At 71.4% G+C, this 26,377-nt stretch carries 22 protein-coding genes and 2 pseudogenes; 12 read left to right on the top strand and 12 right to left on the bottom strand.

Annotated features, from left to right (window positions below; all coding sequences use genetic code 11):
* Positions 1–125: 125 nt before the first annotated feature.
* A pseudogene (locus tag ACZ6ZP_RS24930) lies at positions 126–1,589 on the bottom strand (alpha-amylase); the annotation flags it as partial.
* 405 nt (positions 1,590–1,994) lie between these two features.
* On the opposite strand from ACZ6ZP_RS24930, the gene ACZ6ZP_RS24925 reads away from it, so the two are divergent.
* The 6 genes and pseudogenes from ACZ6ZP_RS24925 to ACZ6ZP_RS24900 all read left to right on the top strand — a co-directional run bounded on the left by ACZ6ZP_RS24925 (position 1,995) and on the right by ACZ6ZP_RS24900 (position 8,430).
* Positions 1,995–4,067, top strand: a complete 2,073-nt coding sequence (locus ACZ6ZP_RS24925) for a radical SAM protein (protein WP_366464074.1) — start codon at positions 1,995–1,997, stop codon at positions 4,065–4,067.
* Positions 4,057–5,013, top strand: a complete 957-nt coding sequence (locus tag ACZ6ZP_RS24920) for an adenosine kinase (RefSeq protein ID WP_366464073.1) — start codon at positions 4,057–4,059, stop codon at positions 5,011–5,013. The genes ACZ6ZP_RS24925 and ACZ6ZP_RS24920 overlap by 11 nt, the downstream gene beginning before the upstream one ends.
* The gene (locus ACZ6ZP_RS24915) at positions 5,010–6,506 is read left to right on the top strand and encodes a GMC family oxidoreductase (protein WP_361467417.1); all 1,497 of its coding nucleotides are present in this window, start codon (positions 5,010–5,012) and stop codon (positions 6,504–6,506) included. The genes ACZ6ZP_RS24920 and ACZ6ZP_RS24915 overlap by 4 nt, the downstream gene beginning before the upstream one ends.
* A 45-nt stretch (positions 6,507–6,551) precedes the next feature.
* Entirely contained in the window at positions 6,552–7,496 is a 945-nt protein-coding gene (locus ACZ6ZP_RS24910; protein WP_361467414.1) for an aldo/keto reductase, read from the top strand.
* A gap of 89 nt (positions 7,497–7,585) precedes the next feature.
* Positions 7,586–8,155, top strand: a pseudogene (locus ACZ6ZP_RS24905) (phosphotransferase); the annotation flags it as partial.
* 47 nt (positions 8,156–8,202) lie between these two features.
* Positions 8,203–8,430, top strand: coding sequence for a hypothetical protein (locus ACZ6ZP_RS24900; RefSeq protein ID WP_469408683.1), 228 nt, complete (start codon positions 8,203–8,205; stop codon positions 8,428–8,430).
* Here ACZ6ZP_RS24900 and ACZ6ZP_RS24895 read toward each other — a convergent pair.
* A complete protein-coding gene (locus ACZ6ZP_RS24895) occupies positions 8,418–9,923 on the bottom strand; it encodes an alpha/beta hydrolase (RefSeq protein WP_351169458.1) in 1,506 nt (501 codons plus the stop codon). The genes ACZ6ZP_RS24900 and ACZ6ZP_RS24895 overlap by 13 nt on opposite strands.
* 210 nt (positions 9,924–10,133) lie before the next feature.
* Between ACZ6ZP_RS24895 and ACZ6ZP_RS24890 the strand changes: the two genes are divergently transcribed.
* A complete protein-coding gene (locus tag ACZ6ZP_RS24890; RefSeq protein WP_351169461.1) occupies positions 10,134–11,201 on the top strand; it encodes a YncE family protein in 1,068 nt (355 codons plus the stop codon).
* A gap of 123 nt (positions 11,202–11,324) precedes the next feature.
* On the opposite strand, the gene ACZ6ZP_RS24885 is transcribed toward ACZ6ZP_RS24890, so the two are convergent.
* Entirely contained in the window at positions 11,325–12,614 is a 1,290-nt protein-coding gene (locus tag ACZ6ZP_RS24885) for an MFS transporter (protein ID WP_351169464.1), read from the bottom strand.
* 97 nt (positions 12,615–12,711) lie between these two features.
* Here ACZ6ZP_RS24885 and ACZ6ZP_RS24880 point away from each other — a divergent pair, with 97 nt between their 5' ends.
* Positions 12,712–14,031, top strand: coding sequence for an aminotransferase class I/II-fold pyridoxal phosphate-dependent enzyme (locus ACZ6ZP_RS24880; RefSeq protein ID WP_361467401.1), 1,320 nt, complete (start codon positions 12,712–12,714; stop codon positions 14,029–14,031).
* 96 nt (positions 14,032–14,127) lie between these two features.
* Positions 14,128–14,664: a GNAT family N-acetyltransferase gene (locus ACZ6ZP_RS24875; RefSeq protein ID WP_469408436.1), complete on the top strand. Its 537-nt coding sequence runs from the start codon at positions 14,128–14,130 to the stop codon at positions 14,662–14,664.
* 17 nt (positions 14,665–14,681) lie between these two features.
* Here ACZ6ZP_RS24875 and cynS read toward each other — a convergent pair whose 3' ends face one another.
* Together cynS and ACZ6ZP_RS24865 are read right to left on the bottom strand one after the other, a co-directional pair.
* Positions 14,682–15,152 carry a cyanase gene (gene cynS / locus ACZ6ZP_RS24870; protein ID WP_469408435.1) on the bottom strand — a complete coding sequence of 157 codons (471 nt, stop codon included), beginning with the start codon at positions 15,150–15,152 and terminating at the stop codon, positions 14,682–14,684.
* Positions 15,153–15,210: 58 nt separating this feature from the next.
* On the bottom strand, positions 15,211–15,801 hold the full coding sequence (locus tag ACZ6ZP_RS24865; RefSeq protein WP_361467394.1) for a carbonic anhydrase: 591 nt from the start codon (positions 15,799–15,801) through the stop codon (positions 15,211–15,213).
* Between the two features lie 124 nt (positions 15,802–15,925).
* Here ACZ6ZP_RS24865 and cynR point away from each other — a divergent pair, with 124 nt between their 5' ends.
* Positions 15,926–16,816: a transcriptional regulator CynR gene (gene cynR, locus ACZ6ZP_RS24860; protein ID WP_351169479.1), complete on the top strand. Its 891-nt coding sequence runs from the start codon at positions 15,926–15,928 to the stop codon at positions 16,814–16,816.
* Here the strand turns inward: cynR and ACZ6ZP_RS24855 are convergent.
* From ACZ6ZP_RS24855 to ACZ6ZP_RS24845, 3 genes are read right to left on the bottom strand one after another with little or no spacing between them, the layout of a single operon-like run.
* On the bottom strand, positions 16,794–17,633 hold the full coding sequence (locus ACZ6ZP_RS24855; protein WP_351169482.1) for an aldo/keto reductase: 840 nt from the start codon (positions 17,631–17,633) through the stop codon (positions 16,794–16,796). The two genes, cynR and ACZ6ZP_RS24855, sit on opposite strands and share 23 nt — an antisense overlap.
* Positions 17,633–18,025: a winged helix-turn-helix transcriptional regulator gene (locus tag ACZ6ZP_RS24850; RefSeq protein ID WP_351169485.1), complete on the bottom strand. Its 393-nt coding sequence runs from the start codon at positions 18,023–18,025 to the stop codon at positions 17,633–17,635. Before ACZ6ZP_RS24850 ends, ACZ6ZP_RS24855 begins: the two co-directional genes overlap by 1 nt.
* Positions 18,022–18,216: a hypothetical protein gene (locus ACZ6ZP_RS24845; RefSeq protein ID WP_361467386.1), complete on the bottom strand. Its 195-nt coding sequence runs from the start codon at positions 18,214–18,216 to the stop codon at positions 18,022–18,024. The genes ACZ6ZP_RS24850 and ACZ6ZP_RS24845 overlap by 4 nt, the downstream gene beginning before the upstream one ends.
* 100 nt (positions 18,217–18,316) lie before the next feature.
* Here ACZ6ZP_RS24845 and ACZ6ZP_RS24840 point away from each other — a divergent pair, with 100 nt between their 5' ends.
* A complete protein-coding gene (locus ACZ6ZP_RS24840) occupies positions 18,317–19,429 on the top strand; it encodes a hypothetical protein (protein WP_469408433.1) in 1,113 nt (370 codons plus the stop codon).
* Between the two features lie 27 nt (positions 19,430–19,456).
* On the opposite strand, the gene ACZ6ZP_RS24835 is transcribed toward ACZ6ZP_RS24840, so the two are convergent.
* The 3 genes from ACZ6ZP_RS24835 to ACZ6ZP_RS24825 form a co-directional block, all read right to left on the bottom strand.
* Complete coding sequence (locus ACZ6ZP_RS24835; protein WP_351169494.1) at positions 19,457–20,266, bottom strand: SDR family NAD(P)-dependent oxidoreductase; 810 nt, start codon at positions 20,264–20,266, stop codon at positions 19,457–19,459.
* Positions 20,267–20,394: 128 nt separating this feature from the next.
* A complete protein-coding gene (locus ACZ6ZP_RS24830) occupies positions 20,395–21,873 on the bottom strand; it encodes an esterase (RefSeq protein ID WP_469408432.1) in 1,479 nt (492 codons plus the stop codon).
* A gap of 167 nt (positions 21,874–22,040) precedes the next feature.
* Positions 22,041–23,822 carry a carbamoyltransferase family protein gene (locus tag ACZ6ZP_RS24825; RefSeq protein WP_351169500.1) on the bottom strand — a complete coding sequence of 594 codons (1,782 nt, stop codon included), beginning with the start codon at positions 23,820–23,822 and terminating at the stop codon, positions 22,041–22,043.
* 131 nt (positions 23,823–23,953) lie between these two features.
* Here ACZ6ZP_RS24825 and ACZ6ZP_RS24820 point away from each other — a divergent pair, with 131 nt between their 5' ends.
* Positions 23,954–24,403 carry a cupin domain-containing protein gene (locus ACZ6ZP_RS24820; RefSeq protein WP_383826028.1) on the top strand — a complete coding sequence of 150 codons (450 nt, stop codon included), beginning with the start codon at positions 23,954–23,956 and terminating at the stop codon, positions 24,401–24,403.
* Positions 24,404–24,409: 6 nt separating this feature from the next.
* Here ACZ6ZP_RS24820 and ACZ6ZP_RS24815 read toward each other — a convergent pair whose 3' ends face one another.
* Positions 24,410–26,377: an aminotransferase class I/II-fold pyridoxal phosphate-dependent enzyme gene (locus ACZ6ZP_RS24815; RefSeq protein ID WP_469408429.1), complete on the bottom strand. Its 1,968-nt coding sequence runs from the start codon at positions 26,375–26,377 to the stop codon at positions 24,410–24,412.

Raw genomic sequence — 26,377 nt, 5'->3', positions numbered from 1 at the left:
CCTCGGGTCGTTGCGGACAACACCGGTTGCCCGGCGCGCACGGAGGACACCGCACGCGCCGGGCAACCGGATGGATGGGAACAGGGCTGTGGCCCCGTACTCCTGATGGTTGGTCAGTGCTTCTTGCCGGAGCAGTTCTTGGCGTTCACGTGGAGGGCCAGAGCGCTCTTCGCGGCGACGGCCGCCGCCACCCGGCCGCTGCCGTCGACGGTGACGCGCTTGCCGGACTGCACGTCGCAGTACTTGCCGGCGGGCAGGGAGGTCTGGAAGGCCTGCTTGAGTTCGCCGTCGCCCGCGTTGATGGCGACGAAGGCCTTCTTGCCCCGTCCGAAGGCGAGGGCGCTGCCGCCGTTGTCCCACCAGTCGGTGACCTGGGCGTCGCCCGCGGCGTTGCGGAGGCCGACCATGCCGCTGATCTTCTTCTGCGCGTGCTGGCACACCCAGGCGTCGCCGGAGCAGTCGGCCTCGCTGTTGTTCGGCGGACCGTCGTCCTTGTTGGTGAACGCGTAGCCGGAGTGGACGTCCGGAGAGCCGTAGGGGAAGGCCAGCATGAAGACGTGGGCCAGGGTGTAGGGGGCGCCCTGCTTGTAGGTGAGGACGTTGCCCTGCCGCTCGGTGTCGTGGTTGGCGACGAAGACCCCGGCGGACGCGGAGGGCAGCTTGCCGTCCGCGACGTTCTTCAGCCCGGCCAGGTTGCCGCTCTCGAAGGCTCCCTTCAGCTGGTAGGCGTAGGTGAACTCCTGGACGTCGCCGGTGCCGACGTACTCGCCGGGCTGGACCTCTTCTCCCGGGCCGGGCAGCGTCTCCTGCTTCCAGTAGACGCCGGGGTCGGTGAGCTTCGACTTGATCGCCTTGAGGTCGTCCTCGGGCATGTGCTTGGCGGCGTCGATGCGGAAGCCGTCGACGCCGAGGGTCAGGAGGTCGTTGAGGTATCCGGCGATGGTCGTGCGGACGTGCTCCTCGCCGGTGTCCAGATCCGCGAGGCCGCCGAGTTCGCAGTTCTGGCTCTCCTCGCGCTTCGTGTAGTCCTTGACCTCCCTCTGGCAGTTGTCCATGTCCTCGTTGGCGTACACACCGGGGTAGTCGTACTTGGTGAACTCCGTGCCGCCCGAGCCGGTGCCCTTGGCGTTCGTCATGTGGTTGATGACCGAGTCGGCGACGACCTTGACGCCCGCGTCGTGACAGGTGTCCACCATGCTCTTGAAGGAGCTCCGGTCGCCGAGGCGGGAGGAGATCTTGTAGCTGACGGGCTGATAGGCGGTCCACCAGGCCGGGCCGGTGAGGCGCTCCTGCGGGGGCGAGGTCTGCACATAGCCGTAGCCGGCCGGCCCCAGCGTGTCCGTGCAGGCCCGGGCGATCGAGTCGAAGTTCCACTCGAACATCACCGCCGTGACGTCCTTCGCACCGGGCGGCGTCTTCCCCGGCTTCTTCGGCGGCTTCTTCGCCTCCGCGGTCTTCTCCGCCGTCACCGGGGCGGGCGCCGCCTGCGTCGGCTGCTGCGCTCCGACGTAGAGACTGCCCGCCGCGCCGGCCACCAGAGCGGCGGTCAGGGCGACGGTCCTGCGGGATCTCGACATACGGCCGTGCATCGAAGTCCTCCTCGGGGAGTGGGGGGATGAGGGTCCGGGGCGAGGTGCCGGTGTCGGTGCCGACGCGAGCGCGGGTGCGGTTCTCTCGCGCACGGCACCACCCGGGACCGCCCCTGCATCGCTTTGCCGTCTTGCAGCAAGCAATTGCAACCGGACCCTAGAGGCCGCCCTTTGAAGGGTCAACCCCACCCCAAGGGCACGAACTACCCCACGGGAAGCACGAGTTGAACGGCGACCAGGCGGAAGCCCGCATCCTCCCGCTCCACAAGGACCGCAAGCTCGATGAAAGATTGCACAAACTCTTCCATCGCGATCAACGGACGTGTTTGACTGCATCCCGGCCAGGACAGGGCGGCACGGCAGCCGCCCCCCGCTCGACCCCACCGCATGGATGGAGAGACGGCCGTGACAGCCACCCCGGCACCAGCCACCACAGCCCCGCCCAGCTCCCTGCAGTCGGCCCGCTTCTACATCACCTTCCGCTGCAACTCGCTCTGCGGGTACTGCAACGTCTGGCAGGACGACAAGTTCAAGGGCTACGACGAGCTCACCCCCGACCGGGCCCGCGAGATCCTGGACCAGTTGCACCAACTCGGCGTGCGCTACGTGGACTTCACCGGCGGCGAGCCCGTCCTGCACCCGCACATCGACGAGATCGTCCAGTACGCCAAGTCGCTCGGCATGGCGGTCGAGATCACCAGCAACGGCATCCGCTTCGCCAAGCACATCGACGCGATCGTGCCGTACGTCGACACCATGAACGTCTCGCTGGACACCCTCAAGCCCGACCGGTACCGCGCCATCCGCGGCGTGCCCACCCTGGACCGCGCCCTCGACGTGATCCAGCGCGTGGCCGCCACCAACGCGGGCAACCTCAAGCTCATCTGCGTGGTCACCCGGGAGAACGTGGACGAGGTGGCGGACCTGCTGCGCTTCGCGCAGGAGAACCGGGTCACCATCTACTTCTCCACGATGTTCGAGTACTTCGACGAGCAGGACACCGTCCGCGACACCAACCGGACCGCGCGCAAGCTCAAGATCGCCCTGATCGAGCAGAACGGCAAGCCGCTCACCGCGGGACCGGCGCCGCGCGCCGTCCCAGCCCCGGCCACCGGCTCCGAGTCGATCACCGCCGAGCTGATGCGCCTGCTCTACCAGCCGTTCACGGTGATCAACCTGCACTTCCGCAAGTACATGGAGGCCCTGGACCCGCTCGCGCCCACCGACTGCTACGCCAACAAGCGCATCCTCACCGTCGGTCCCGACGGCCGCCTGGTCCTGCCCTGCTACCACGCCTTCGACAACTCCCTGGCCTGGGACCGCGATCTGCTGGAACTGGTGCAGGACGAGGAGTTCCGCCGCGTACGCGACGAAGAGGTGGGGCAGCGCAGCGAATGCCGCAGCTGCACGGTCTTCCCCTACATCGGGCTCTCCTTCAGCTACCGCTTCGACAAGATCTTCCTCTACCAGGCGCTCTCGGAGGAGATCTCCAAGATCAAGACGCGCTTCGTCAACCCCCTGCACCCCCGCCTCACGCCCGCCTCCGGCGAACTCCTGCACGGCTTCGAGGACCTTGAGCGGTTCATCGACCGCGAGCTGCCCGACCCACGGCCGCCCGCGTCCTCCGACCTCTTCTACCGCTTCGACGTCACCCCCTCCGGCATCAGCTCCGAACTGATCGCCGGAGAGCTGAGCCTGGCCGAACTGCTCGCCGACCACACCGGCGAGTACTGCTGGGGGATCCAGCGCTCCCCGCACACCTGGATGCGCCTGGTCTACCGCGAGCTGGTGCCCCTGCTCGACGAACTCACCGCGCAGGGACTGCTGCCCCGCAGCACGTACGAACAGACCGTCGCGCAGCTCTACGAGGTGCATCTCGCCTGGTGGCAGGCGTACTTGGGGCGCTATTTCCGCGGCGGCCAGACCCTGGACACCACCGGGTCCGTCGCGCTGATCGCCGGGTTCCTGGAGCGGACGGCCACGCTGCTGCCGGACGCGCCCCAGAGCACGCGCGTCCGGCAGATACTGCTGTACGCGGGCTGCGTCCTCGGCCTCGCCCCCGACACCCTTGCCCCGCTCGCGGGCGGCGAGCCCTTCCCGGAGGCGGCACTGACGGCCAAGCACCTGCTGCTGATCGCGGCCGATGCCGACCTGCCCCGGTACGCGGCGCTCCTGCCGGCCGAGGCCGCCGAGCCGCTGCTCCGGGCCACGAGCCCCCCGCAGCCGGCGACTCCTGCCGCCCCTGCCGCCGAGAACGATGCGGACATGGCCCGGCTCCTCGCCCACGAGGACACGATCGACCAGGCCACCGCCGAACGGCTCGCCACGTCCCTGCGCGGCGCCCCCGAGCAGCGACGCGCCGAGCTCGCCCGCCTGCTGCTCGCCCACGAACTGCGCGATCCGCACGCGATCCGCAGGCGCGGGGAATCCATCCGTCACCGCGAAGAGACCCGGCCGAGGAGCGCCTGTGCCCCCTGAGAACCAGTCCGCGAACGAGATCTCCGAGAGCGGGATCGACGTCCTGGTGCTCGGCGGCGCGGGTGTCGACTCGATCGTCTACGTCCCCGAACTGCCGCTCCCCTTCGCCGACAGCTACATGGTGCCCGCGATCGACATGCGGGCCGGGCAGACCGGTGACTTCGTGGCGATGGGCGTGCAGGCCCTGGGCCTGCGCACGCATCACCTCGACATGATCGGCGCCGACCACGAAGGCGACCTCGTACGCGCACTGCACCGCGAGCGGGGCATCCCGCTCACCGAGGTGCTCCAGCCCGGCGGCACCAAGCGCGCGGTGAACCTCGTCGGCCCCGACGGACGGCGCCTCTCACTGTACGACGACAGCCGCTCCCAGGAGGCGGACCGGCTGCCTCCGGCGACGGTCGAGGCCCTCGCCGCGGTGAGCAGGCACGCCCATGTCTCCCTCACCTACCCGTGCGCCTTCACCCTGCCCACGCTGCGCGCGGCGGGGGTGAGCGTCTCGACCGACCTGCACAACTGGGACGGAGTCGAGCCGTACCACGAGGCCTTCGCCTACGAGGCCGACCTCGTCTTCCTGTCGACCGCGGCCCTGGCGGACCCGGAGAAGACCATGCGGCAGATCGCCGCGCGGGGCCGGGCGCAGGTGGTCGTCGCGACGGCCGGGGCCGAGGGGGCCCATCTCCTGGTCGACGGCGAGCTGTCCCACGTACCGACCGTCACGCCCCCGGCACCGGTGGTGGACTCCAACGGCGCCGGTGACGCCTTCGCGTCGGGCTACCTCTTCGGCTGGCTGGCGGGCGAGTCACCCCTGCGGTGCGCCCGCTACGGCGCGATCGCGGGCGCGTACGCGTGCACCGTCCCGGCCACGCGGGCCGACGTCATCTCCCGGGAGCAACTCCTCGCTCAGGACGCCAAGTCGCACGGCGGCACCGAGGAACGCGCATGAGCGGCGCGGCGGCCCGGGCAGGCTACGACGTGGTCATCCTCGGCGGCGGCGTGGCGGGCTGCGTCCTCGCGGCCCGCCTCAGCGAGGACCCCGGGCGGACGGTCTGCCTGCTGGAGGCGGGCCAGGACTACGGACCGGAACGGCAGGCCTGGCCGCAGAAGGTGCTGAACGCCCGCGCGCTGCCGCGCGACGACGTGTGGGAGCGCCACGCCCCCGTCCACCGCATCCGCGCCCGCATCCTCGGCGGCTCCTCGTGCATCAACGGCTGCTGGAACACCTGGGGGTCGGAGGCCGACCACGCGGAATGGGCCGGGGCGGGCGGCCCGCGGTGGACGGCCTCCGCGATGGAGCCCTTCCGCCGCAGGGCCGTGGAGCAGATGGAGCTGCGGCCGGTGCCCGACCATGAGCATTCCGTCTGGAGCCGTGCCGCGCTGAGCGGCGCCCGCGAACTCGGTTACGGGGAAGTGGACATGGCCGCGCGGGGCGGCGGCCCCGGCTACGGAACCCCGCTGCTCAACGCGGTGGGCGGGCTGCGCTGGAACGCGGCCTTCGCCTATCTGCACGCGGCACGTCCGCGGCCGAACCTCACGATCATCGGCGGCGCCGTCGTGGACCGGATGACCGTGCGGGCGGGCCGGGTGCACGGCGTGGACGTCGCCGTGGACGGACGCCGGACGACCGTGCACGGCGACACGTACCTGTTGGCGAGTGGCACGTTCGGGTCGCCCGCCGTGCTGATGCGCAGCGGCATCGGACCCGCCGACCACCTCACGGAGACCGGCATCCGGCCCGAGATCGACCTGCCCGGCGTCGGCGCGCATCTGATCGACCAGCCCGGCGTCTTCGTGCCGCTGACCCCGACGAGGGGCCTGAACGCGAGCCTGGCCGCCAAGGAGGAAGCGGGCGAGCTGTACGTCAACCGGATGCTGATCAGGGCGGCGAGCCCGCGCTGCCCCGAAGGCTCCTGGGACCTGCACATCAACCCCTCCGCGGGCCCGCCCCTGTTCGGCAGGCTGCCGCTAGGCCAGTACGAGGCGGGCATCTCCGCACTCCTCATGAAGCCCGCGTCCCGCGGCCGGGTCCGGCTGCGGTCGGCCGATCCCACCGAGGATCTGGACATCGACCCCGCGTTCCTCACCGATCCGGAGGGGCACGACATCGCGGTCATGCGGGCAGGCCTGGCGATCGTCGAGGAGCTGGCGGCCTCCACAGCCCTGAAGTCCCTGGCGGGCCCGGCCGACGGGCACTCCCCTCGTAGCCTTCCGGACGAGGAGCTCCGCGCCCGGGCGGGCACGTACTGGCACCCCGTCGGCACCTGCGCCATGGGGAGGCCCGAGGACCCTCTCGCCGTGGTCGACGGGGAGGCGCGCGTGCGCGGCGTGGCGAACCTGCGGGTCGTGGACGCCTCCGTCCTGCCGACGGTCCCGGCGGCGAACACCCAGCTTCCCGTGCTCGCCGTCGCGGAAATGCTGGCCGATTCCCTGCGGAACTGAGCGACGATGGCCGAGTCCATCACGGAGCGACACGGAGGAGGAGACATGGCATCGCAGACCGACGTGCGCACCAGCCGTGTGCTGTACGGGTGCATGGGGCTCGGCGGCACCTGGGACACCCGGCCGTACGCCGCCGAGGACATCGCCGGGGCCGAGGCCGCGGTGGACGCCGCGCTGGAGGCCGGCATCACGGTCTTCGACCACGCCGACATCTACCGGCACGGCAAGTCCGAGGCGGTCTTCGGCGAAGTGCTCGCCAGGGCGCCGGGCCTGCGCGAGCGCATCGTCCTGCAGACCAAGTGCGGTATCCGTCTCGCCGACGGTGAGCGGCCCGGTCTGTACGACCTGCGGGGGCCGAGCATCGTCCAGCGCGTCGAGGAGAGCCTCACCCGCCTGCGCACCGACGTGATCGACGTACTGCTCCTGCACCGGCCCGATCCGCTGACCGGCCCGGAGGAGATCGCGAAGGCGCTGGCATCGCTGCACGGACAGGGCCTGGTCCGCCGGTTCGGCGTGTCGAACATGAGCGCCGCGCAGATCGCGCACCTACAGACGCACCTCGACGTACCGCTGGTGGCCAACCAGCTGGAGATGAGCCTGGAGAGGCGTGACTGGGTCGAGGGCGGCGTGCTGGTGAACACACCCGCCGCGGCCGGCAGCGGCTTCCCGCACGGAACGCTCGAATACTGCACGACCAACGGCATCCAACTGCAGGCCTGGGGAGCCCTCGCCCGGGGCCGCTACACCGGCGGCGGCGACTCCCCGACCGCCCAGCTGGTCACCGCGCTCGCCGCCCGCAAGCGGACGACACCGGAGACCATCCTGCTGTGGTGGCTCCAACGCCACCCCGCAGCCATCACCCCGGTCATCGGCACCAGCCGCCCCGCCCGCATCCTCGCCTGCCGCGACGCCGTAACCCGCGAACCGGAACTCACCCACGAGGAGTGGTACGACCTGTGGATCACCGCCCGGGGGAACCCGCTGCCGTAGCCGCCAACGCCCTCGTACGCCAGAAGGCCCACAGCCTCGGACCGGCAGGGCAAGAGTGGCTGGCCGAACTACCCGCCCGCATCGGCGAAATGGAGCGGCGCTGGTCCATCACCGTCGGGCAGCCGCTGCCCGGTGGTACCTCCTCCTACGTGGCGCGGGCGCGGACCCGCGACGGTCGGGACGCGGTGCTCAAGCTCTCGCTGCCCGCAGCGGACTTCGCGGGGCAGGTGCGGACCCTTCGCCTCGCGCGGGGGCGGGGCTATGCGCAGCTGTTCGCCTACGATCTCGGACGTCACGCGATGCTTCAGGAGGCGCTCGGGCCTTCGATGGACCGGCCGGGGCCGGCCCCTCGGCAGCAGATCGAGACGCTGTGCGCCATGCTCCGGCGGGCCTGGTCGGTGCCCCGTGCCGTCGATCCGGGACCGGAGAAGGCCAGCGTCCTGGGTGAGACGGTCGGGCGGCTGTGGGAGAGCCTTGGGCGGCCCTGTTCGGAGCGGGTCGTGAGCCTGGCGCTGGTGTTTGCCGGGCGTCGTGCCGCCGCGTTCGACCCCGACCGTTGCGTCGTCGCGCACGGTGACCCGCATCCCGGCAACACGTTGCGGGCCCCCACCCCGCGCGAAGGTGCGGAAGCGGGCTTCGTCTTCGTGGATCCCGACGGGTTCCTCGCCGAGCGCGCGTACGACCTGGGGGTCGTACTCCGTGACTGGTGCGCGGAGTTGAAGGGGGGGACGGGGCCGCGGCCGGCGGGCTGGTCCGCTCGTACTGCGCTCTGCTCGCGGACCGGACCGGGGTGGACGAGGAGGCGATCTGGGAGTGGGGCTTCCTTGAGCGGGTGTCCACCGGGCTCTATGTGCTCGACTTCGGGGCGGAGGAGCTCGGACGGCCCTTTCTCGACACCGCCGAGCTCCTGGCCTGCCGCCCCTACGCGCAGTAGGTGTCCCGAGCGGGCCGCTCCCCCGTCGCCAGGTAGTGCGAGACGGTCCGGTCGCCGCACGCGTTGCCGTTGTCGAGATACGCGTCGTGGCCGGTCGAGTCGAGCGTCACCATGATGGCCCGCTTGCCCAGGGCCTTGCGGAGGTTGAGGGCGCCGGCGATCGGGGCCACCGGGTCACGCTCGTTCTGGACGAGGAGGATGTTGGACGGGCCGCTGTCGGTGATCCGCACCGGAGCCTCCTTCGGCCGGTACGGCCAGGCCGCGCACAGCATCGCGTTCCTCGGCATCCCGGCGGTCAGGGGGTACTTGGAGCGGCTCGCTGCGACCTCCTTCGCGTACGCGCCGGCCGACCTGGGCCACTCGATGTCGTTGCAGAGGACCGCGGAGCCCACCGCGACGGCGTTCTGCAGCACCTGCGCGGGCGGTGCCTGCGGCACGGGCGGGACCGTGCCCTTCCGGGCGGCCCGCATCAGTTCGGCCAGGCCGGTGAAGTCGTCGGGGTCGTCGAGCGCGTTCAGCATGGTCTGGCGCAGGACGTTGCCGTTGAGCTCCTCGGGGTTGGCGCCGGGCCACGGGATCGGCTCGCGGTCGAGTTCGGCGGCCAGGCGCAGGAAGAGTGGGCGCACCTCGGCCGCCGTCTTGGCCAGGCGGTTCGGATTGCCGGGCTTCGAGGCCCACTTGGCGAACTCCGGGAAGGTGTCCTCGACCCCCTGCTCGTGCCCGGCGAGCCAGGCCCGCGAGACGCGCGTGGGGTCGGGGTCGTCATTGCTGTCCAGGACCACGCGGTCGGTGCGGTGCGGGAAGAGCTGGCTGTAGACGGCCCCGACGTACGTTCCGTAGGAGACGCCCCAAGCGGAGATCTTCCGCTCGCCCAGCGCCGCCCGGACACGGTCCAGGTCGCGGGCCTCGTTGGCGGTGCTGATGTGGCGGAGGAGCTCGCCGCCGTTGCGTGCGCAGGCGTCCGACAACCGCTGGGCGGCGCTCATGTTCTCGGTGATGGAACCGTCGGCGGCGGGCCAGGGACGCAGCCTCGAAGTGGCGAGGTCTGCGTGGTCGAGGCCGCAGCTGACCGGCGTCGAGCGGCCGAGACCGCGGGGGTCGAAGCCGATCAGGTCGTAGGCGTCACGGACCGCCTGCGGGAGCTTCTGGCCCTTGCCCGAAGGGTTGTCGATGCCGGAGCCGCCGGGACCGCCGGGGATCAGGAGCAGTGCGCCGCGGCGTGCCGCGGGGTTCTCACTGGGGATGCGCGAGACGGCGATGCCGATCTGCTTGCCCCGCGGGTCGGCGTAGTCCAGGGGGACTTTGACGGTCGCGCACTCCTGACGGGGGTCGATGCCGCCGCCCTCGCACGGCTGCCAGTCGAGGGGCTCGGCCTTGGCGGGAGGAGTGTCGGAGGCGGCTGGAGTCGAGGCCGTCGCGGCCAGTGGCGCGGTGAGGCTGAGGACGGCCGCGGAGGCGGCGAGCAGGGCCGCGTTTCGCTTGATCTTCGTCATGGGAAGAGCCTCGCCGATCGCGTACGGCCGCCGCATCCTCCCAACTGACCTATGGAGATGGGGGTTTGCCCTAGCGTTTCCCCTAGGTGATGCGGGGTCGCATGTGGCGGGCGCCACACAATGAAAGGCGTGTGACTTAGGTTAGGCTAAGCTAAGTTATCGAGTGATCGCCTCTCCTGGAGGCGCCTCAGTCAAGGAGATTGACGCAGCATGACCTCACTCACCTGCCGCATCCGCCGTACCGCCGCAGTCGCCGTGGCCCTCGCCGCGGGCAGCGCGCTGGCCCTGACCGGTACCGCTTCCGCGCAGCCCGGCCAGACCACCGGCAAAGCGTCCGGCTCGACCGTCGAGTCCGCGCCGCTCGTGAAGGGGCTCTACCAGTCCGCGTACTCCGAGCGGAACAACGTGCTGTGGGCCACCGCGGCGGTGGGCCGGCCGCCCGTCACCAACTCCAGCCTGCTGAAGGTCGACCCCCGCACGCTGAAGGTGAAGGACACGTACACGCCTCCGGTCACCAACGCCGAGACCGGCGCCGTCGAGGCCGTCTACGGGGTCGCCGTCGACGACGAGCACAACACCGTCTGGACGACGAACACCCGCGACAACTCCGTCGCCGTCTACGACCAGCGCACCGGCAAGCACCTCGCCTCGCTGCCCGGCGTGAACCACGCCCGTGAGGTCATCGTGGACGCCAAGCACAACACGGCGTGGGCCAGCAGCTTCGGCGACGGCACCGTCGTCGCCTTCGACACCCGCACCTTCAAGGAGAAGAAGCGCGTCACGGTCGAGGGATCGAGCCCGACCGGCCTCGCCGTGAACGAGCGGACCGGCACCGCCTACGCCGCCGACCTCAACGGCGACCGGATCATCGAGATCACCCGGAAAAGCGAGAGCCCCCGCCTGATCCCGACCGGCGACGGCCCGATCTCCATCGCGCTGTCCAAGAACGGCCGCACCGCCTACACCGCCGACCAGGCCGCAGGCGGCCTCTCGGTCGTCGACCTCAAAAAGGGCGTCGTGACGAAGTCCGTGCCGACCGGCGCGGGCGCCCTGTCCGTCGCCACCGACCGGCGCTCGGGCAACGTCCTGGTCGCCAACCGGACCCCCGGCACCGTCACGGTCGTCGACCCCGCCAAGGGCACCGTCGTGGAGACCCTGGCCACCGGCGCCAACCCCAACCACGTCCAGGTGACGGGCGGCACGGCCTTCGTGGTCGACAAGTCCGGCACCGGCCCCGAGGGCCAGGACAAGGCGCACCGCATCCGCATCGGCCGCTGAGACCCGAGGAACCGGACGCCCGGACCCCCGGACCGGCGAACCGAAGGCCTCCTCAAGTCCGGCCCGCCACAAAGTCCGGCCCGCCACACGACCGTGGCGGGCCGGACGCCGTCACGGACGGGTTCACGCACGCCCGCCGCGCCCGCTCAGCGCACCGCGTGCCTGCGCGGAGCCGTCCGGCCGGTGCAGCCTCCTGCGTACGAGTCGGCTCTGCGCCGCGACCGTCGCGATGACGCCCGCGCCGAGCAGCGGCCAGGCGAGGGGTCCGGCGGCGATCACGGCGGTGACCAGGAGCGGCCCTCCGCTGCGCTGGGCGGACGAGGACAGACCGTGCACCCCGAGATAGGCCCCCTGGGCGTCGTCGGGGGCCAGCGCGATGGACAGCTCCCAGGACACGATGGCGTGCAGTATCTCCGCGAAGGTGAACGCGATCGCCGCGCAGCTGAGGGCGGCCACGGCAGTCCAGGTGCCGCCCGCCACCGAGGCGGTCATGGCGGCGCAGCCGACGACGAAGCAGGCGGCCAGGGGCACCAGGAGCCCGCGGGCCTTGCTCGGCGTACTCCCGAAGCGGGAGAGCGGGACCTGGCAGCAGACGACGAGCACGCAGTTGAGGACCATGAGCAGCGGCGCGAGACCGTGCGGGGCGTCGGTGGCGTGGACGATCCACAGGGGCATGCCGACCTGGAGGACCGCGTCGTCGAGGAAGAGCGCCGCCTCGGTGGCGGTGAACAGCAGATAGGGGCGGTCGCGCCAGGGGCTGGACGACCGGGCGGGGACGGCGGGGCCCGTGGAACCGGTGACCACCCGGGAGGGGGACGGCGGTTCGGTGCAGCGCAGGGTGAACACCGCGGCGACGAGGAAGCTGATCACGTTGCCGACGAGCAGGGCCTGGTAGGCGTGGGTGGTGCCGACGGCCAGGGCCGAAGCTCCGGCCAGACCGCCGATGGCCCAGCCCGCGTTGGAGACGGAGCGCTGCACGGCTTGGTACTTGGTGCGGTCCGGGCCCGCGATGCGGGCGGCGTACAGCTTGGTGAGGACGTTGGCGCCGCGGTCGGCGAGGCTGCTGACGGCCGAGTACAGCAGGAGCAGCGAGAAGTTGTCCGTGGTCAGCAGCGCCAACAGGGCGACGGCCTGCTGGAGTTGGGCGCCGATGAGGACGCGCGTGACGGGGAAGCGGTCGGCGAGGTGGCCCGCGAGCGGGGCGCCGGCGATGCCGACGGCCCCCGAGACACCCATGAGCACGCCGACCTCGGTGACGGAGAGCCCGGTGACCAAGGTGAAGTAGAGGGCCGCCGCCCCCATCCAGAGGCCGGTGCCCGCCTTGTTGATCAGAGCGATCCAGAGCATGCGGCGGCCGTCGATGCCCCCTGGTATGCGTGCGTACAGCGCGGCCCGCCCACGACTGAGGCTCACCACTCCCCCTTGGCTTGCGATGTGACTGCTGGCTTGCGGCGGGACTTGGCGACGTCCGGCTTGACTCCCGCATTTGTACTGGTACAGACTTGCTTACGTGGCAGCACAATATGCGATCAGTGGTACGACCGCCAAGGGCATTACCTCCTCGGTCGAACAGGCCGTGGCCGAGGGCGGCTTGGCGCCGGGCGACGCGCTGCCCCCGGTGCGCAGGCTCGCCGACGATCTCGGGATCAGCGCGGGGACGGTCGCGACGGCCTACAAGGAGCTCCGGCAGCGCGGCATCGTGGTGACGCGCGGGCGCGGCGGGACGGTGGTGGCACAGGCCCCGGCGGTCGGCGCGCGCCGACCGCCCAAGGTGCCGCAGGGGGTGCGCGACCTGGCGGGCGGGCATCCGGACCCGGCGCTGCTTCCGGTGCTCCTGCCGCCCGGGCGGGTTGACCCCGTCAGCGGTTCGCACCGCGGTTCGCCGCGCCGGGCGGGGCTTGAGGAACTGGCCAGGCGGTGGTTCGCGCGGGACGGGGTGCCGGACGCCCGGGTGACCTTCGCGCACGGGGCGCTGGACTGCATGGCGCGGCTGCTGTCCGTGGAGCTGAAACCGGGCGACGCGGTGGCCGTGGAGGACCCGGGGTTCCACCATCTCCTGGACCTGGTACCGGCGTTGGGGCTGCGCATGGTGCCGGTGGCGGTGGACGACGAGGGCATCCGACCGGAGGCGCTGCGCGGTGCGCTGCGGGCCGGGGCCAGGGCCGTGGTGTGCAGCCCGCGGGGGCAGAACCCCGTGGGCGGCTGCTTCTCCGAGGCGCGGCGCGACGCCCTGCTCGAAGTCCTCGGCGGCTACCCGGAGGTGCTGGTCGTCGAGGACGATCACAACGCGGACATCGCGGGGGCGCCCTCGCACACGCTGGCCGCCGGCGGGCTCGAACGCTGGGCCCAGGTGCGGACCGTGTCCAAGCATCTGGGCATCGACCTGCGGTGGGCGGCCCTGGCGTGCGACGCCACCACGCTGGCCCGGCACGAGGGGCGGATGCTGCTCACGTCGGGGTGGGTCAGTCACGTACTGCAGGAGACGGTCGAGCGCACGATGACCGATCCCGCCGCGCGGGCGCTGGTGGCGCGGGCCGAGGATGCCTATACCGAGCGGCGTCAGGCGCTGATCGGCGAGCTGGCGCGGCGCGGGATCGCGGCGCGCGGGGCGAGCGGGATGAACGTGTGGGTGCCGGTGCACGACGAGTCCGCGGTGGTCAACGGGCTGCGCTCGCGGGGCTGGTGGGTGGCCGCGGGCTCGCGCTTCCGCATCGCCGCACCCACCGCCGTGCGGATCACCACGGCCATGCTTCAGGTGGCGGACACGGCGCCGCTCGCCGCCGACTTCGCCGCGGTGCTCGGCGAGTCCGAGGCCACGTACGGGGGTTGAGTCCGCGGCGAGGTCGAATCCGCGGCGAGAGGGACAATGGACGCAGCTTGCCGTCCCTCCGCTCCCCCTGGTTCCGCTGACCGAGGTGCCCCGATGATGAGTTGGCGTCGACTCGCCGAAACGGACTTCCCCCTGCTGCGGCGGTGGCTGGAGCAGCCGCACGTCGCGCGCTGGTGGAACCACGAGACCTCACCCGAGGCGGTGGTACGCGACTTCGGCCCGGCGGCCCGCGGGGAGGAGGCGTCGCAGGATCTGCTCATGCTGCTCGACGGCGAACCGTTCGGCCTCGTGCAGCGCTACCGCTTCGCCGACTATCCCGAGGACGTCGACCAGTTGGCCGACCAGGCGGAGATTCCCCGGGGGGCCATGTCCATCGACTACCTCATCGGAGATCCGTCGCGCGTCGGCCAGGGGCTCGGCACGCGCATGATCCAGTCGATCATCCGAGCCACCTGGACCGATCACCCCGAGGCCAGTGCGGTCATCGTCCCCGTGCATGCGGACAATCGCGCGTCCTGGCGCACCCTGGAGAAGGCGGGCCTGCGGCGGGTCGCCGAGGTGTCGCTGGAACCCGACAACCCCATCGACGACCGCGCCCACTACCTCTACCGGATCGACCGCCCGACAGCCTGAGCCGAGGGCGGGGCGGATCAGAAGGGCTTGGTCGGCAGGTACTTGCCGTCCAGGGTGATGACGGCGCGCTCGCCGCCCTCGGGGTCGGCGACCTTCTTCACGTCCAGCTTGAAGTTGATCGCGCTGATGATGCCGTCGCCGAACTCCTCGTGGACCAGGGCCTTGAGGGTGGTTCCGTAGACCTGGAGCATCTCGTAGAAGCGGTAGATGGTCGGGTCGGTGGGGACGGAGCCGGGGATGGTGCCGCGCGTGGGAATGGTCTGGAGGAGCGTCGCCGCGTCGGCGTCCAGCCCCAGGAGCTCCGCGACGGCCTGCGCGGCCGGCTCCGGCAGGGCGTGCTGACCGAGTACGGCGGCGGTGACGAAGGCGACCGAGTAGCCGGTGACGTCGGCTATCCGCTGCCAGGACAGGTCCTTTCGCACCTTGGCCTCGACGGCGGTGACGGCCAGGGCCTGGCGGGCGGCGGGGGCGAACTGGGCGTGCGGCATGAGAAGACTTCCTTACGTGAAGGGTGGGGTGGGGTTGGGGTGGGATGTCGCGTGGTGCTCAGGCGGCGCGGGCGGCGGAGTCGAGCACCTCGACCGTGCCGGTGGGGATGTCGTAGACCCAGCCGTGCAGCGTGAGCGTGCCCCTGCGCAGGGCGTGGGCCACCGAGGGGTGGGTGGCGAGGTTCGCCAGCTGGGCGCGCACGTTCTCACGTACGAGGACGTCCAGCTCTTCCGTACCGCCCTCACCGGTGGCACGGGCCAAGGAGGCGTCCGCGTGGCGCAGCCAGTCGGCGACGGCCGGCAGGGCGTCCAGGTCGTGCCGCTGAGCGAGGGCGGTCATCGCCCCGCAGGCGGAGTGCCCGCAGACGACGACGTCCGACACTCCCAGGACGGCGACGGCGTACTCGATGCTCGCCGCGACGCCGTCCGGCCCCGGCGTGTGGGCGGGCACGAGATTGCCGGCGGTCCGGACGACGAACAGCTCGCCCGGCTCGCTCTGGGTGAGCAGCTCCGGCACCACGCGGGCGTCGGAGCAGCTGATGAAGAGCGTCGTCGGCCGGTGGCTGTCCGCGAGGTGGGTGAAGAGGTCCGCCTTCGCCGGAAAGACGTCGCGCCGGAATCGCGCGACCCCCTCGGTGAGGTCCTGCATGGTCACTCCCTTCGGTGGCGTCGGCCCCGGTGGGGCTGACGAGATCCACCCTGCATGACCTGGATCTATAGTGTCCAAGACGTATTTGCCATGCCTGTCATCGATGCCATCTATAGTTGGGGGCATGGCCCTGGAACTGCGCCACCTGCGCTATCTGCTCGCCGTCTCCGAACACGGCAACTTCACCCGCGCCGCCGAAGACCTGCGCATCTCCCAGCCGACCCTCTCCCAGCAGATCAAGCAGCTGGAGAAGTCACTGGGCGTCCAGCTCCTGGACCGCACCGGCCGCGGCGTGCGCCTGACCGACGCCGGTGAGGCCTACGTCCCCTACGCGCGCCGCGCCCTGCGCGACCTCGCCGCAGCCGAGCGTGCCGTGCTCGACGTACAGGACCTGACCCGCGGTCATCTGCGTCTGGCGATGACCCCGACGTTCACCGCCTACCTCATCGGGCCGCTCGTCGCCCAGTTCCACGCCCGCCATCCCGCGATCAGCCTCGACGTACGCGAGATGAACCAGGACGGCATCGAAGCCGCGCTGCTCGCCGACGAACTCGACCTGGGGATCGCCTTCGGCGCGGACCACCACCTGCCCGGCATCACCGCGACGGCCCTGTTCACCGAGACCCTCGGCCTCGTCGTCGGCCCGAGCCATCCGCACACCGGACGCGACCGGGCGCTGCCGGTGCGGGAGATGGCAGATGGGCTCGAGCTGGCCCTGCTCAGCGGCGACTTCGCCACCCGCGGCCACATCGACGCCTACCTCAAAGCCCACCACATCCAGCCGCGCATCACCGTGGAGGCCAACTCGATCAACGCCCTGACGGAGATCGTCCACCGCACCGACCTTGCCACGGTCCTGCCCGACGCCCTCACCCGCGACAACACTCACCTGCACCCCGTCCCGCTCACCCCCGCACTGCCCGCCCGCACGGTGGTGCTCCTGCGCCGCGACAGCGCCTACACCAGTGCCGCGGCGCAGGCGCTGACCCGGCTCATCCGGCAGTGGGAGGCGTGAACCGGTCCAGACGCTCGCGCTGCTCGGCGCTCAGCCGCAGGCTCGCCGCGGCGACGTTCTCCGCCAGGTGGTCGAGCGAGGCGGTGCCCGGGATCGGCAGCACGACCGGTGAGCGCTCGAGCAGCCAGGCCAGGGCGACCTGCGCGGCGGTGGCGTCGAGTTCGGCCGCCACGGCCGCGATCTCGGCGGTCGCGGTCGAGGCCGCCGGATGGACCGGCCGCCAGGGCAGGAAGGCGATCCCCGCCGCGTCACAGGCGTCGAGCACGGCCTCGTGCTCACGGTCGAGCAGGCTGTAGCGGTTCTGCACGCTCGCCACGTCGACGATCCGCCGCGCCTCGTCGAGTTCGTCGACGGTGACCTCGGACAGTCCGATGTGGCCGATCCTGCCGTCGAGTTGGAACTCCCGCAGGGTGCCGAGCTGGTCGGCGAGCGGCACCTTCGGGTCGAGGCGGTGCATCTGGAGCAGCCCGATCCGCTCGACGCGAAGCCTGCGCAGGGCCTGCTCGACCTGCTCGCGCAGGAACTCCGGCCGCCCGTTGACCGCTGCTTCCTCGCCCGGGTTCGTCCGCTCGATGGCGACCTTGGTCGCGATGAGCAGGTCGTCCGGGTAGGGATGCAGCGCCTCGACCAGCAGCTCCTCGTTGGCGCCCCATCCGTACATGTACGCCGTGTCGATCAGCGTGACGCCCAGCTCGACGGCCCGCCGGGCCACCGCGATGGAGGCCTCCCTGGCCGCCCCGGCCTCGGTCGCCAGGCGCATCGCCCCGAACCCGATCCGGCGCACCTCGATCTCGCCGCCGATGCGGAAGGTGCTCATCAACGCTCCCCGCCGTCGTCGAAGTCCGTCCGGGCCCGCTCCACCTTGTCCAGGTTCTCCGTGGACCACTGGGCGAGCGTGGCGAACAACGGCCCCAGGCTGCGCCCCAGTTCACTGATCTCGTACTCCGCGCGCGGCGGCACCTCGGGGTAGTACGTGCGCACCACCAGGCCGTCCCGTTCCAGCTGCCGCAGCCGCTGCGTCAGCACCTTGGGCGTGATGCCGGCGATACCGCGCTGCAGCTCCACGAACCGCATCCGGCCGTACTCGTGGAGCGTCCAGAGGATCGGCGTGGTCCAGCGGCTGAACACGATGTCGACGACCGGACCGACCGGGCAGACCTGCGCGCCGACGGGCGTCGCGAGCCGCGCCGGGGCCGAGTTGGCACTCATGAGTCCCCCTTCAGGGAAGTGGGTGGTTCTCCGGACGTCGACGCGGCCTCCCGCCGCCTGCGCAGAAGGTGGCGCCCCCAGACGGTGAGCCCGACCACGGACAGCACCACGGCCCCTCCCGCGAGGGTGACGGAGCCACCGATGACGACGAACAGCAGGAGCAGTTCCCACACGGACGGTTCTTGTTCCATGCCAGAGCCTGCCACGAATTGCGCATCCTCGTGCATTGACGGCTCAGCCCACCCGGTTCAGGGTGTTGCCCCCGAGACGACCTCAAGAAGGGCCCCCTTCATGCGAAGACGCCTCTTTGTCCGTGGACTGGCCGTCACCGGCGCGGGATTGACCCTGCCCGTGCCCTTATCCGGCGCCGCCACCGCCCGGCCCGCCACCGCTGCCGCCCAGGCCTGGCAGCAGGTCGCCGCCCCGGGCGGGCGGGAAGCCGCCCACCTGCTCGCCGTCGCCGCCACGGGGCCCGGACGCGCCTGGGCCGTGGGCGAGCAGGGGCGCAACGGAAGCACCCTCGGCACCCCGCTCGCCCTCAGCTGGAACGGCTCCGCCTGGTCGCCGACCGACCTCTCCCACCTGGCCCACCGCGGCGGCCTGCGCGCGGTCGCCGCTGATCCGGGCGGCGCCGCCTTCGCCATCGGCACGAATACCGCGGGCCACGACCAGCTCCTCGCCTGGGACGGCACGACCTGGCGCGAGACGGACTTCCCCGGCCGTGGCGAGCCGGGGACGCGGCTGACCGATGTCACGTCCGCTCCCGGCGGCCGGTTCTGGGTGTCGGGGCGGCATGGTGACCGCGCCGGACTGATGCGCGGCGACGGCACGACGTGGCGCTGGTGCCGGCCACTGCCGGACGAGGCCGCGCCCACGCCGTCCGGCGTCCAGGTGACATCCGGCGGTGAGGTGTGGGTCCACGGCGACATCATCGCCCGCTGGGACGGCGCCTGGACGGTGCTGCCCCGCACGCTGGGCATCCGCGCCGCGGTGACCGGACTGCTCCCGGTCGCGCACGACGACATCTGGCTCACCGGATTCGCGTACGGCGTGGGCGGACCGCCCGGCAAACCGCCGGGCGTCACCCTGGAGCACTGGGACGGCGCCCGGTGGACCAACGTCAAGTCCCCCTTCACCGTGGGCCTGTTGAGCGGCATCACGGCCGACGCCACCGGGCGGCCCGACCGGATCTCCGGCTGGGACTTCTGGGACCAGAAGCGCGCCCACTACCTGCGCTGGGACGGCACGGCCTGGGTCAGTGAGCGCGGCCCGGAGACGCCGTCCACCTATCTGCCCCAGGCCATCGCCCCGATCCCCGGAACGGACGGCGGCTACTGGTCGGTGGGCACGACCTCGTTCTCGCCGTACCCACCCGCGCAGCTCCGCGTGGAGCGCTTCGTCTGACCCACGGGCCCGACCCCGTCCGGGCTCCTAGGCGCGCGGCGCGATGCTGAAGTCGAACGCGGAGGTTCCGGGGTCCACCGCCGTCACCCCGCCGTCGACGGTCAGGGTCGCGCCGTTGACGAAGGACGCGGCGGGCGAGAGCAGCCAGGTGATCGCCTCGGCGACCTCCGCCGGCTCTCCCGGCCGGCCCGCCGGGACGAGCCGCGTCGCTTCCTCGTACGCCGCGTCCGCGCCGCCGTCCCCCAGGTGGGCCTCCTCGGCGAACCGGGTCATCCGCCGGTCGGCCATCTCGGTCCGCACCCAGCTGGGGCACACGGTGTTGGCGCGCAGCCCGGCCTTGCCGTAGTCGACGGCCAGGGAGCGGCACAGCTGGAGGAGCGCCGCCTTGGACGTGGCGTACGCCGCGTTGGCCACGCCGTTGCGCAGGGCTGCGACCGAGGCGACGGCGACCACCGAGCCGCGCGCCTCGACGAGGTGGGGAAGCGCGGCCCGCAGCAGGAGGAAGGGCCCCGTGAGGTTGGTGCGCAGTACGGCCTCCCAGTCCTCGTCCGAGAGGTCGCCGACCGCTCCGCTGCGCCCGACCCCGGCGTTGAGCACCAGCCCGTCGATACGGCCGTAGGCCTCCGTGGCCGCAGCGACGAGCCCGGCCACCTCCGCGGGGTCGCCCGTGTCGGCGGGGTGGGCCAGCGCCCCGGTCTCCTCGGCGACGCGGCGCAGCGGCTCGGGGCGCCGCCCGGAGACGACGACGCGGTGCCCGGCCGCGCGCAACTGCCGGGCCGTGGCGGCGCCGATGCCCGTTCCGCCGCCCGTGACGACGACAACTCGGCTCTCTGTCATGCCTGTTCAGCCTCCGAACGCAGTCGTGAGCACATGACCGTGATCATACGTAGGCCGCTCACGACCACGTTCGGATGGCCTGCCGGATGGCCCGTTCGGGGCGGTCGCGCCGCCCGGGCCGCCGACGCCTACTCGTCGATCGCCGCGCCGAACGCCGCTCCCGTGCCCGGCGCGCCCAGCGACTCCGCCCCGTACGTCCAGGAGCCCGCCGCGGTGATGCCGCCGGTTCCGGCCGACAGGACCCACACCACTCCGTCGCCGGCGTTCTCACCGGGCGCGGCGGCGAGCAGACCGAAGCGGCCGTCGCGGTTCGGGTCCGTCAGGCGCACCTGGGCGCCCCACTTGTCGCCCTTCTCGGCCACACCGGGGATGTCCGCCGAGTTCTGGTCCCACGACTTGGCGCCGTTCGACGTCAGGCCGACGTCCGAGCCGCGCAGCACCCAGGCCGCCCCCGCGTCCGCGACGGTGCCGATGTCCTCGCCCGGTGCGCCGATGGCGACGTCCGCGTAGCCGTCGCCGTTCGTGTCCGCCACGGACAGATCGGCGCCCCAGCCGTCACCGCGCTCGGCGGTGCCGGGCACACCCTGGCTGTCCTGGGTCCACCACTTGGCCTCGTCCTTGAGGCCGTTCGCGTCGCCGTAGCGGACGCCGACCAGGCCGCCGGTCATCGTCTCGCCGCCGTCGTTCGGGGAGTTGGGCTCGCCGGTCACCAGGTCGTCGTAGCCGTCGTGGTTGATGTCGCCGGACGCGGCCACGGGCCCGCCGCGCAGATCGTGCTCGTAGGCGAGGCCGTCGGCGTTCCCCGAGAAGTACGCGGACCAGCCGTGCCCCGGCTCGTCGCCCACGCTCACGCCGGACACGACGAGATCCGCGTAGCCGTTGTCGTCGTAGTCGCCGGTGGTCAGCGACTCCGGCAGGATGTCGCGTCCGTCGGCCGCAGCGGAGAGGCGCTCGGTCGCCTGGCGCCGCAGCGGCGCCTGCCCCTCGGTCTGCGGTGCGGCGTCGTACGCGAAGAGCTCCAGGTCGTCACGGTCCAGTACGGCCAGCACGTCGCCCGGCGTCTCGCCGGTCAGGTGCGCCGCGGCGAGGCTCAGGCCGAACTGCTCACCCTTGGTGGGCTCCTGGGTCTCCAGCCAGTCGCTGTTCTCCCCGCTGAGGCCGTCCTTCGAGCCCCACAGGATCGCGACGCCACCGGCGTCCGCCGTGTCACCGATGTCCTCGCCGGGGATGCCGACGATCGCGTCGTCGAAGCCGTCCCCGTCCAGGTCGCCGGTGGCGACGGCCGTCCCGAAGCCGTCGGCCGCCTCCGCGGCGCCGGCGACACCGGCCGTCGACTGGCTGAACCGGGCGACGGAGGTGGTGCCTATGCCTCTGGATGAGCCGTACTGGGCGGTGACGAGACCGGCGCCCTTCTGGCCGCTGACCGTGGCCCCGGGGGCTCCGACCAGCACGTCCTCGTATCCGTCGCCGTTGAAGTCGCTGTTGCGGTCGCTGGCGCGCGTACCCCCGGGGGTGCCGGCGACAGCGGACGGGGCGGCGGCGATGCATGCCCCGGTGAGAAGGAGGAATGAGGCCGCGGCGAGGGCGGCCGAACGGTTCTTGCGCACGAGCGGCTCCTGTGAAGGAAGTGGCCGGGCAGGCGCGAGGGTGTCCGGAAAGGGCCCGTTCCTTGTCCGGCGCCCTGTTCGACACCGCATGGGGCAGAAGGGTTGTACGCGACCTTCGTTTCCATGGTTTCGCACCTCGACAGGAGACGTGCCGAGCGGCCCCCGGCTCAGCGCCCCTTCTTGGTGACCACGAACCGGTCGATCACCAGGTAGTCGATCTCGGTGGCCAGGAAGCACTCCAGCGCGTCGCGCGGTGAGCAGACGATGGGCTCACCGGCCACGTTGAACGAGGTGTTGAGGAGGCAGGGCACATCCGTCCGTGCCGTGAAGGCGCGCAACAACCGGGTGAGCGCGGGGTTCTGCCGCTCGTCGACCGTCTGGACCCGCGCCGTGCCGTCCACGTGACAGGCGCCGGGAATCCGCTCCTGGTACTCCTTGCGCACCGGGAAGACGAACGTCATGTACGGGGACGAGGTCTTCTTGCCCATCTCGAAGACCCGGGGCGCCTCGGATTCGATGACGACGGGCGCGAACGGACGGAAGGGCTCCCGGTGTTTCACCCGCACATTGATGATGTCCTTGATGTCGGGGAAGGCCGGGTTGGCCAGGATGCTGCGGTTGCCCAGGGCGCGCGGGCCGAACTCGGCGCGGCCCTGGAACCAGCCCACCACGTTCTTCTCGGCCAGCAGTTCCGCGGTCCTCTCGGCGACCGCGGGGGCGTCGGGCTCCTCCTGCCACGTGACGCGGTCCGCGTACTGCGCCAGGGTGTCCAGGATCTGCCGCTCGTCGTACGAGGGACCCAGGTACGGGGTGGTGACCGCCTCCGCGGGCCGGTTCCTGAGGCCGGAGGTGTACACGGCCGCGCCGATGGCGACGCCCGGGTCGCTGGCCCCGAAACTGACCTCCATGCCGGTGAACGAGGACCGCTCCAACATCTTCGTGTTGGCCACGCAGTTGAGGGCCAGACCGCCCTCGAAGAGCAGCGTGTCCAGGCTGGACGCGGCGCTGAGCGCCCGCAGCTGATGGGCGGTGACGGCCTCGACCATGTGCTGGGCCAGACCGGCGACCTTGACGCGGAAGTCGAACTCCTCGCGCTTCTCGCTGTCGCCGCCGAACAGGGTGTCGAACAGCGCGTAGTAGGCGCCGATGTCGCTGGGGACGGACAGGGTGTAGGAGCCGTTCTCGTGCAGCCGCACGACGTGGTCCAGCAGGGGGTTGTGCTGCGGGGGCGGGCCGTAGGCGGCCAGGCCCATCACCTTGTACTCGTCGTTGTTGGGGACGAACCCCAGATAGCGGGTGATCCTGCCGTAGGCCACGCCGAGCGAGCTGGCCATGTCGACGGTGCCCTCGTCGAAGAGGCGGACCACGCCGTCGCGCAGTTCACCCATGACGGAGGAGAGGGTCTCGGCCCGGCCGTCGCTCACCAGGAAGGCCGCGTCTCCCCCGCCGGACAGGTAGGCGCCGCACATGAGGTGGGCCAGGTGGTGGGGCACCAGGGCGAGCTTGTTGGGGTCGAGCGCGTAGCCGGTGCGCTGGACGAAGTCGCCGTACACCGCCTCGCGGCTGAGCATGCCGGTGTAGAGCTCACCCGTGCGCCGCAGTGCGTCGAACTTCGCCGCGACCGGCATGTCTGCGCCGGATATCCGCTCGATCATCTCCTCGCCCACGGCCGGTGAAAAGCGCCAGGGGAATGCGAAGACGTCGACCTGGTCGAGTGCGACTCCGGCGGATTCCAGGCACCACTTGATCGCGTTGGCGGGGAAATCGGAGGTCTTCTTGACCCGGCTCAGCTGTTCCTCCTCGACGGCGGCGACCACTTCTCCGTCGATGGTCAGAGCGGCCGCGGCGTCGTGACCCACCAGAAGATTGCGGCCGACGCCGGTCGCACCGTAAAGACGTCCGAAAAGTTCCGCACCCTTGGTGAATCCGTTGTAACCGAGCACGATCACAGGCGTTCATCCTTCTCATCGGGACAATTGCTTCTCATCGGACAATGGCGGTGCAGGGAAAGCTACTTGACTCGCGCACCCTTCAGATAGAGTGCCGTCGACGTGCACAGGTGACCGAAAGGATCCGCTTCGTGGGTAACACTTCGTCCACTGACTCCCCTCTGACCAGCACAATCGTCGCCGACGGCTTCGATCGCTGGAGCCCTCCGCTGCACAAGGATTTCGAGACCAATTCCCACAACGGCCGCATCGGCCAGTCTCTGGTCAAAGAGACGGATTCGGTGCGCATCTGGGAGACCCACCTCCAGCCGGGAGAACGCATTCCCGTTCACCGGCACGTACTTGACTACACGTGGATAGCCCTCACCGACGGCCGAGCGCGCCAGCACGCGAGTGACGGCAGCAGCCGAGAGATTTCGTACGTCCGTGGACAGACCCAGCACTTCGCTTTCACCGAAGAGCGTTACCACCTCCACGACCTGAAGAACATTGGCGACGAAGTCCTGTCGTACTTGGTGGTCGAGATGAAAGACGGAGCGAACAAACCCCTTCAATTGCCGGGTGACCTCGCCGGCTCCTGATCCCTCTCACACCGCGGCGGACAGCGCGGCGAGTACCGCTTCGTTCGCGCGCCGGTTGCCGATGGAGATCCGGCAGGTGCCGGGGATCAGGAAGCCGACGTCGGCGACCGTGATCCCCGCGTTGTGCAGCTCCTCCATGACGCGCTCGTGCTTGTGGAGACGGACCAGCAGGAAGTTGGCCTCCGAGGGGAACACCCGTTCCACCGCGGGGTGCTCGGCCAGGGTCCGGGCCATCCGGTCGCGCTCGGCCCGGATGTGCCGGACGCTGGCCAGCGCCCGCCGCGCGTCGGTCAGCCGCTCCCGCACGGCACTCTGCGACGCGTCGGTGAACCCAAAGGGCACCTGCACCCTGCGCAGCGCGTCGATGATGCCGGGCTGCGCAAGCGCGATCCCGCAGCGCGCACTGGCCAGCCCCCACGCCTTGGAGAGGGTCCTGAGCACGATGAGGTTGTCGTGCTCGGCGACAAGACCGGCGTACGAGGGCTTCTCGCTGAACTCGACGTACGCCTCGTCGATCACGACAAGCCCCCGCGCGCCGGTGACAAGCGCCCGCACCTGCGCCGGATCGAGCCTGGTCCCCACGGGGTTGTTCGGATCGCACAGGATGGTCACCCGCGGGTCGCCCACCAGGATCCGCTCGGTGTCGAGCTCGGACAGGTCCTCGCCGCGCAGGGGCACTTCGAGGAGCGGCAGCCGCAGCAGGCGGGCGAAGTGGGCGTAGAGCGGGAAGGTGGGCGGTGTGACGCACACGGCCTCACCGGGCGAGGCCAGCGCCGCCAGGAGCAGCATGACGCCGTCGACCGAGCCGCTGGAGAAGAGCAGATGGTCCGCGGTCAGCGCGCCGGCGCCCTCGTGGCCGGGCAGCTTCGCGATCGTGGACAGGTAGGTGTCGGCGAGCTCCGCCGTGTCGAGGTGGGGGTACTGGCTCGCGGTGCCCAGGAACGGGTTGGTGTTGCTCGACAGGTCGATGGTGTCGAAGCGCGGCTGGTGGCGGGAGCGTGCCGGACCCGGGACCGGCACGGTCGTGACGGGGTCGGCCGCGAAACGCGACAGCGCCGGCCCCGCTTCCGCCTCTTGTGGAACCGTCAGGCCGTCGGCGCGCAGCCAGTGGTCGAGGGGGACGAACAGGTCGGCTCCCAGGTCGCGCTTGCCGTGCCTCTCCCCCGGGCCGAGGTGGACCCAGTGCAGCCCGGAGCGCCGGGCGTCGAGGTAGAGCCCGTACAGAGCCGCCGCGTGGAGGTCGGCGCCCCCGGCGGGGTCGTCGGGGTCGACGGCCTGCGTCAGGTGGTAGAGCCCCCGGCCGTTGTAGGAGGTGGCCGTGAGCACGGCCTGGACGACGCTGTCCCCTCGGCGGCGCACGAGCAGCTGCGTACGGTCACCCAGCGCGCCGTCCGCCAGTGCGTCGAGGGCCTTCGCGTTGTACGGGTCGTGGCCCTGTCCGAGGCGCTCCGCCCGGCGCCAGTGGAGCTCCACGAACGCATCGCGCGCCCACGGCGCCCCGCCCACTTCGCTCAGAGGTATCCGCTCCCAGGTGAGGTCGCGGGAGAGCGATTCGTGACAGCGGCGCAGGGCGCGCTGCCGGGCGCCCCCGACGCGGGCGCGCAGGAGTTCGTCCACTTCCCCAGTCAGCCGCACGACGCACTCGGCACCGGCGGCGACGGGAACGAACCCGGCCGCCCGCAGCGCGCTGGGATCGTCCGTGCGGCGCACGTGGGGCACCAGGATCTGGGGCACGTCCAGTGCTTTGGCGCGGCGCACCAGCTCATCGACCGTGGATACGGTGGGAGTTGGGGCGGCGGGGCTGTACAGGGCCGCTCCGCCGACCAGGGTGGGGCGCTCCAGCACGGCGGGGTCCAGGGAGCTGAACGCGCCTTGCCCTGCGCCTAGTTGGGGCAGGAAGCCCACCGGTTCGGGGGACCCGAGGGCGGCGCTCAGCACCTGCTGGAGCGCCTCTGCGTCTGTGGGCCTGCGCAT

It is taken from the genome of Streptomyces sp. NPDC054047, from assembly GCF_055585065.1.
The sequence above is the reverse complement of the archived record's forward strand: the minus strand, read 5'-3'. Positions and strand labels throughout refer to the sequence as shown.

Bases quoted from the DNA above. Each gene is read 5' to 3' on its own strand.
- ACZ6ZP_RS24915 (WP_361467417.1), top strand. From the start codon at position 5,010: ATGAGCGGCGCGGCGGCCCGGGCAGGCTACGACGTGGTCATCCTCGGC.
- ACZ6ZP_RS24910 (WP_361467414.1), top strand. From the start codon at position 6,552: ATGGCATCGCAGACCGACGTGCGCACCAGCCGTGTGCTGTACGGGTGC.
- ACZ6ZP_RS24895 (WP_351169458.1), bottom strand. From the start codon at position 9,923: ATGACGAAGATCAAGCGAAACGCGGCCCTGCTCGCCGCCTCCGCGGCC.
- ACZ6ZP_RS24890 (WP_351169461.1), top strand. From the start codon at position 10,134: ATGACCTCACTCACCTGCCGCATCCGCCGTACCGCCGCAGTCGCCGTG.
- ACZ6ZP_RS24875 (WP_469408436.1), top strand. From the start codon at position 14,128: ATGAGTTGGCGTCGACTCGCCGAAACGGACTTCCCCCTGCTGCGGCGG.
- cynS (WP_469408435.1), bottom strand. From the start codon at position 15,152: ATGCCGCACGCCCAGTTCGCCCCCGCCGCCCGCCAGGCCCTGGCCGTC.
- ACZ6ZP_RS24865 (WP_361467394.1), bottom strand. From the start codon at position 15,801: ATGCAGGACCTCACCGAGGGGGTCGCGCGATTCCGGCGCGACGTCTTT.
- cynR (WP_351169479.1), top strand. From the start codon at position 15,926: ATGGCCCTGGAACTGCGCCACCTGCGCTATCTGCTCGCCGTCTCCGAA.
- ACZ6ZP_RS24855 (WP_351169482.1), bottom strand. From the start codon at position 17,633: ATGAGCACCTTCCGCATCGGCGGCGAGATCGAGGTGCGCCGGATCGGG.
- ACZ6ZP_RS24850 (WP_351169485.1), bottom strand. From the start codon at position 18,025: ATGAGTGCCAACTCGGCCCCGGCGCGGCTCGCGACGCCCGTCGGCGCG.
- ACZ6ZP_RS24845 (WP_361467386.1), bottom strand. From the start codon at position 18,216: ATGGAACAAGAACCGTCCGTGTGGGAACTGCTCCTGCTGTTCGTCGTC.
- ACZ6ZP_RS24840 (WP_469408433.1), top strand. From the start codon at position 18,317: ATGCGAAGACGCCTCTTTGTCCGTGGACTGGCCGTCACCGGCGCGGGA.
- ACZ6ZP_RS24835 (WP_351169494.1), bottom strand. From the start codon at position 20,266: ATGACAGAGAGCCGAGTTGTCGTCGTCACGGGCGGCGGAACGGGCATC.
- ACZ6ZP_RS24815 (WP_469408429.1), bottom strand. From the start codon at position 26,377: ATGCGCAGGCCCACAGACGCAGAGGCGCTCCAGCAGGTGCTGAGCGCC.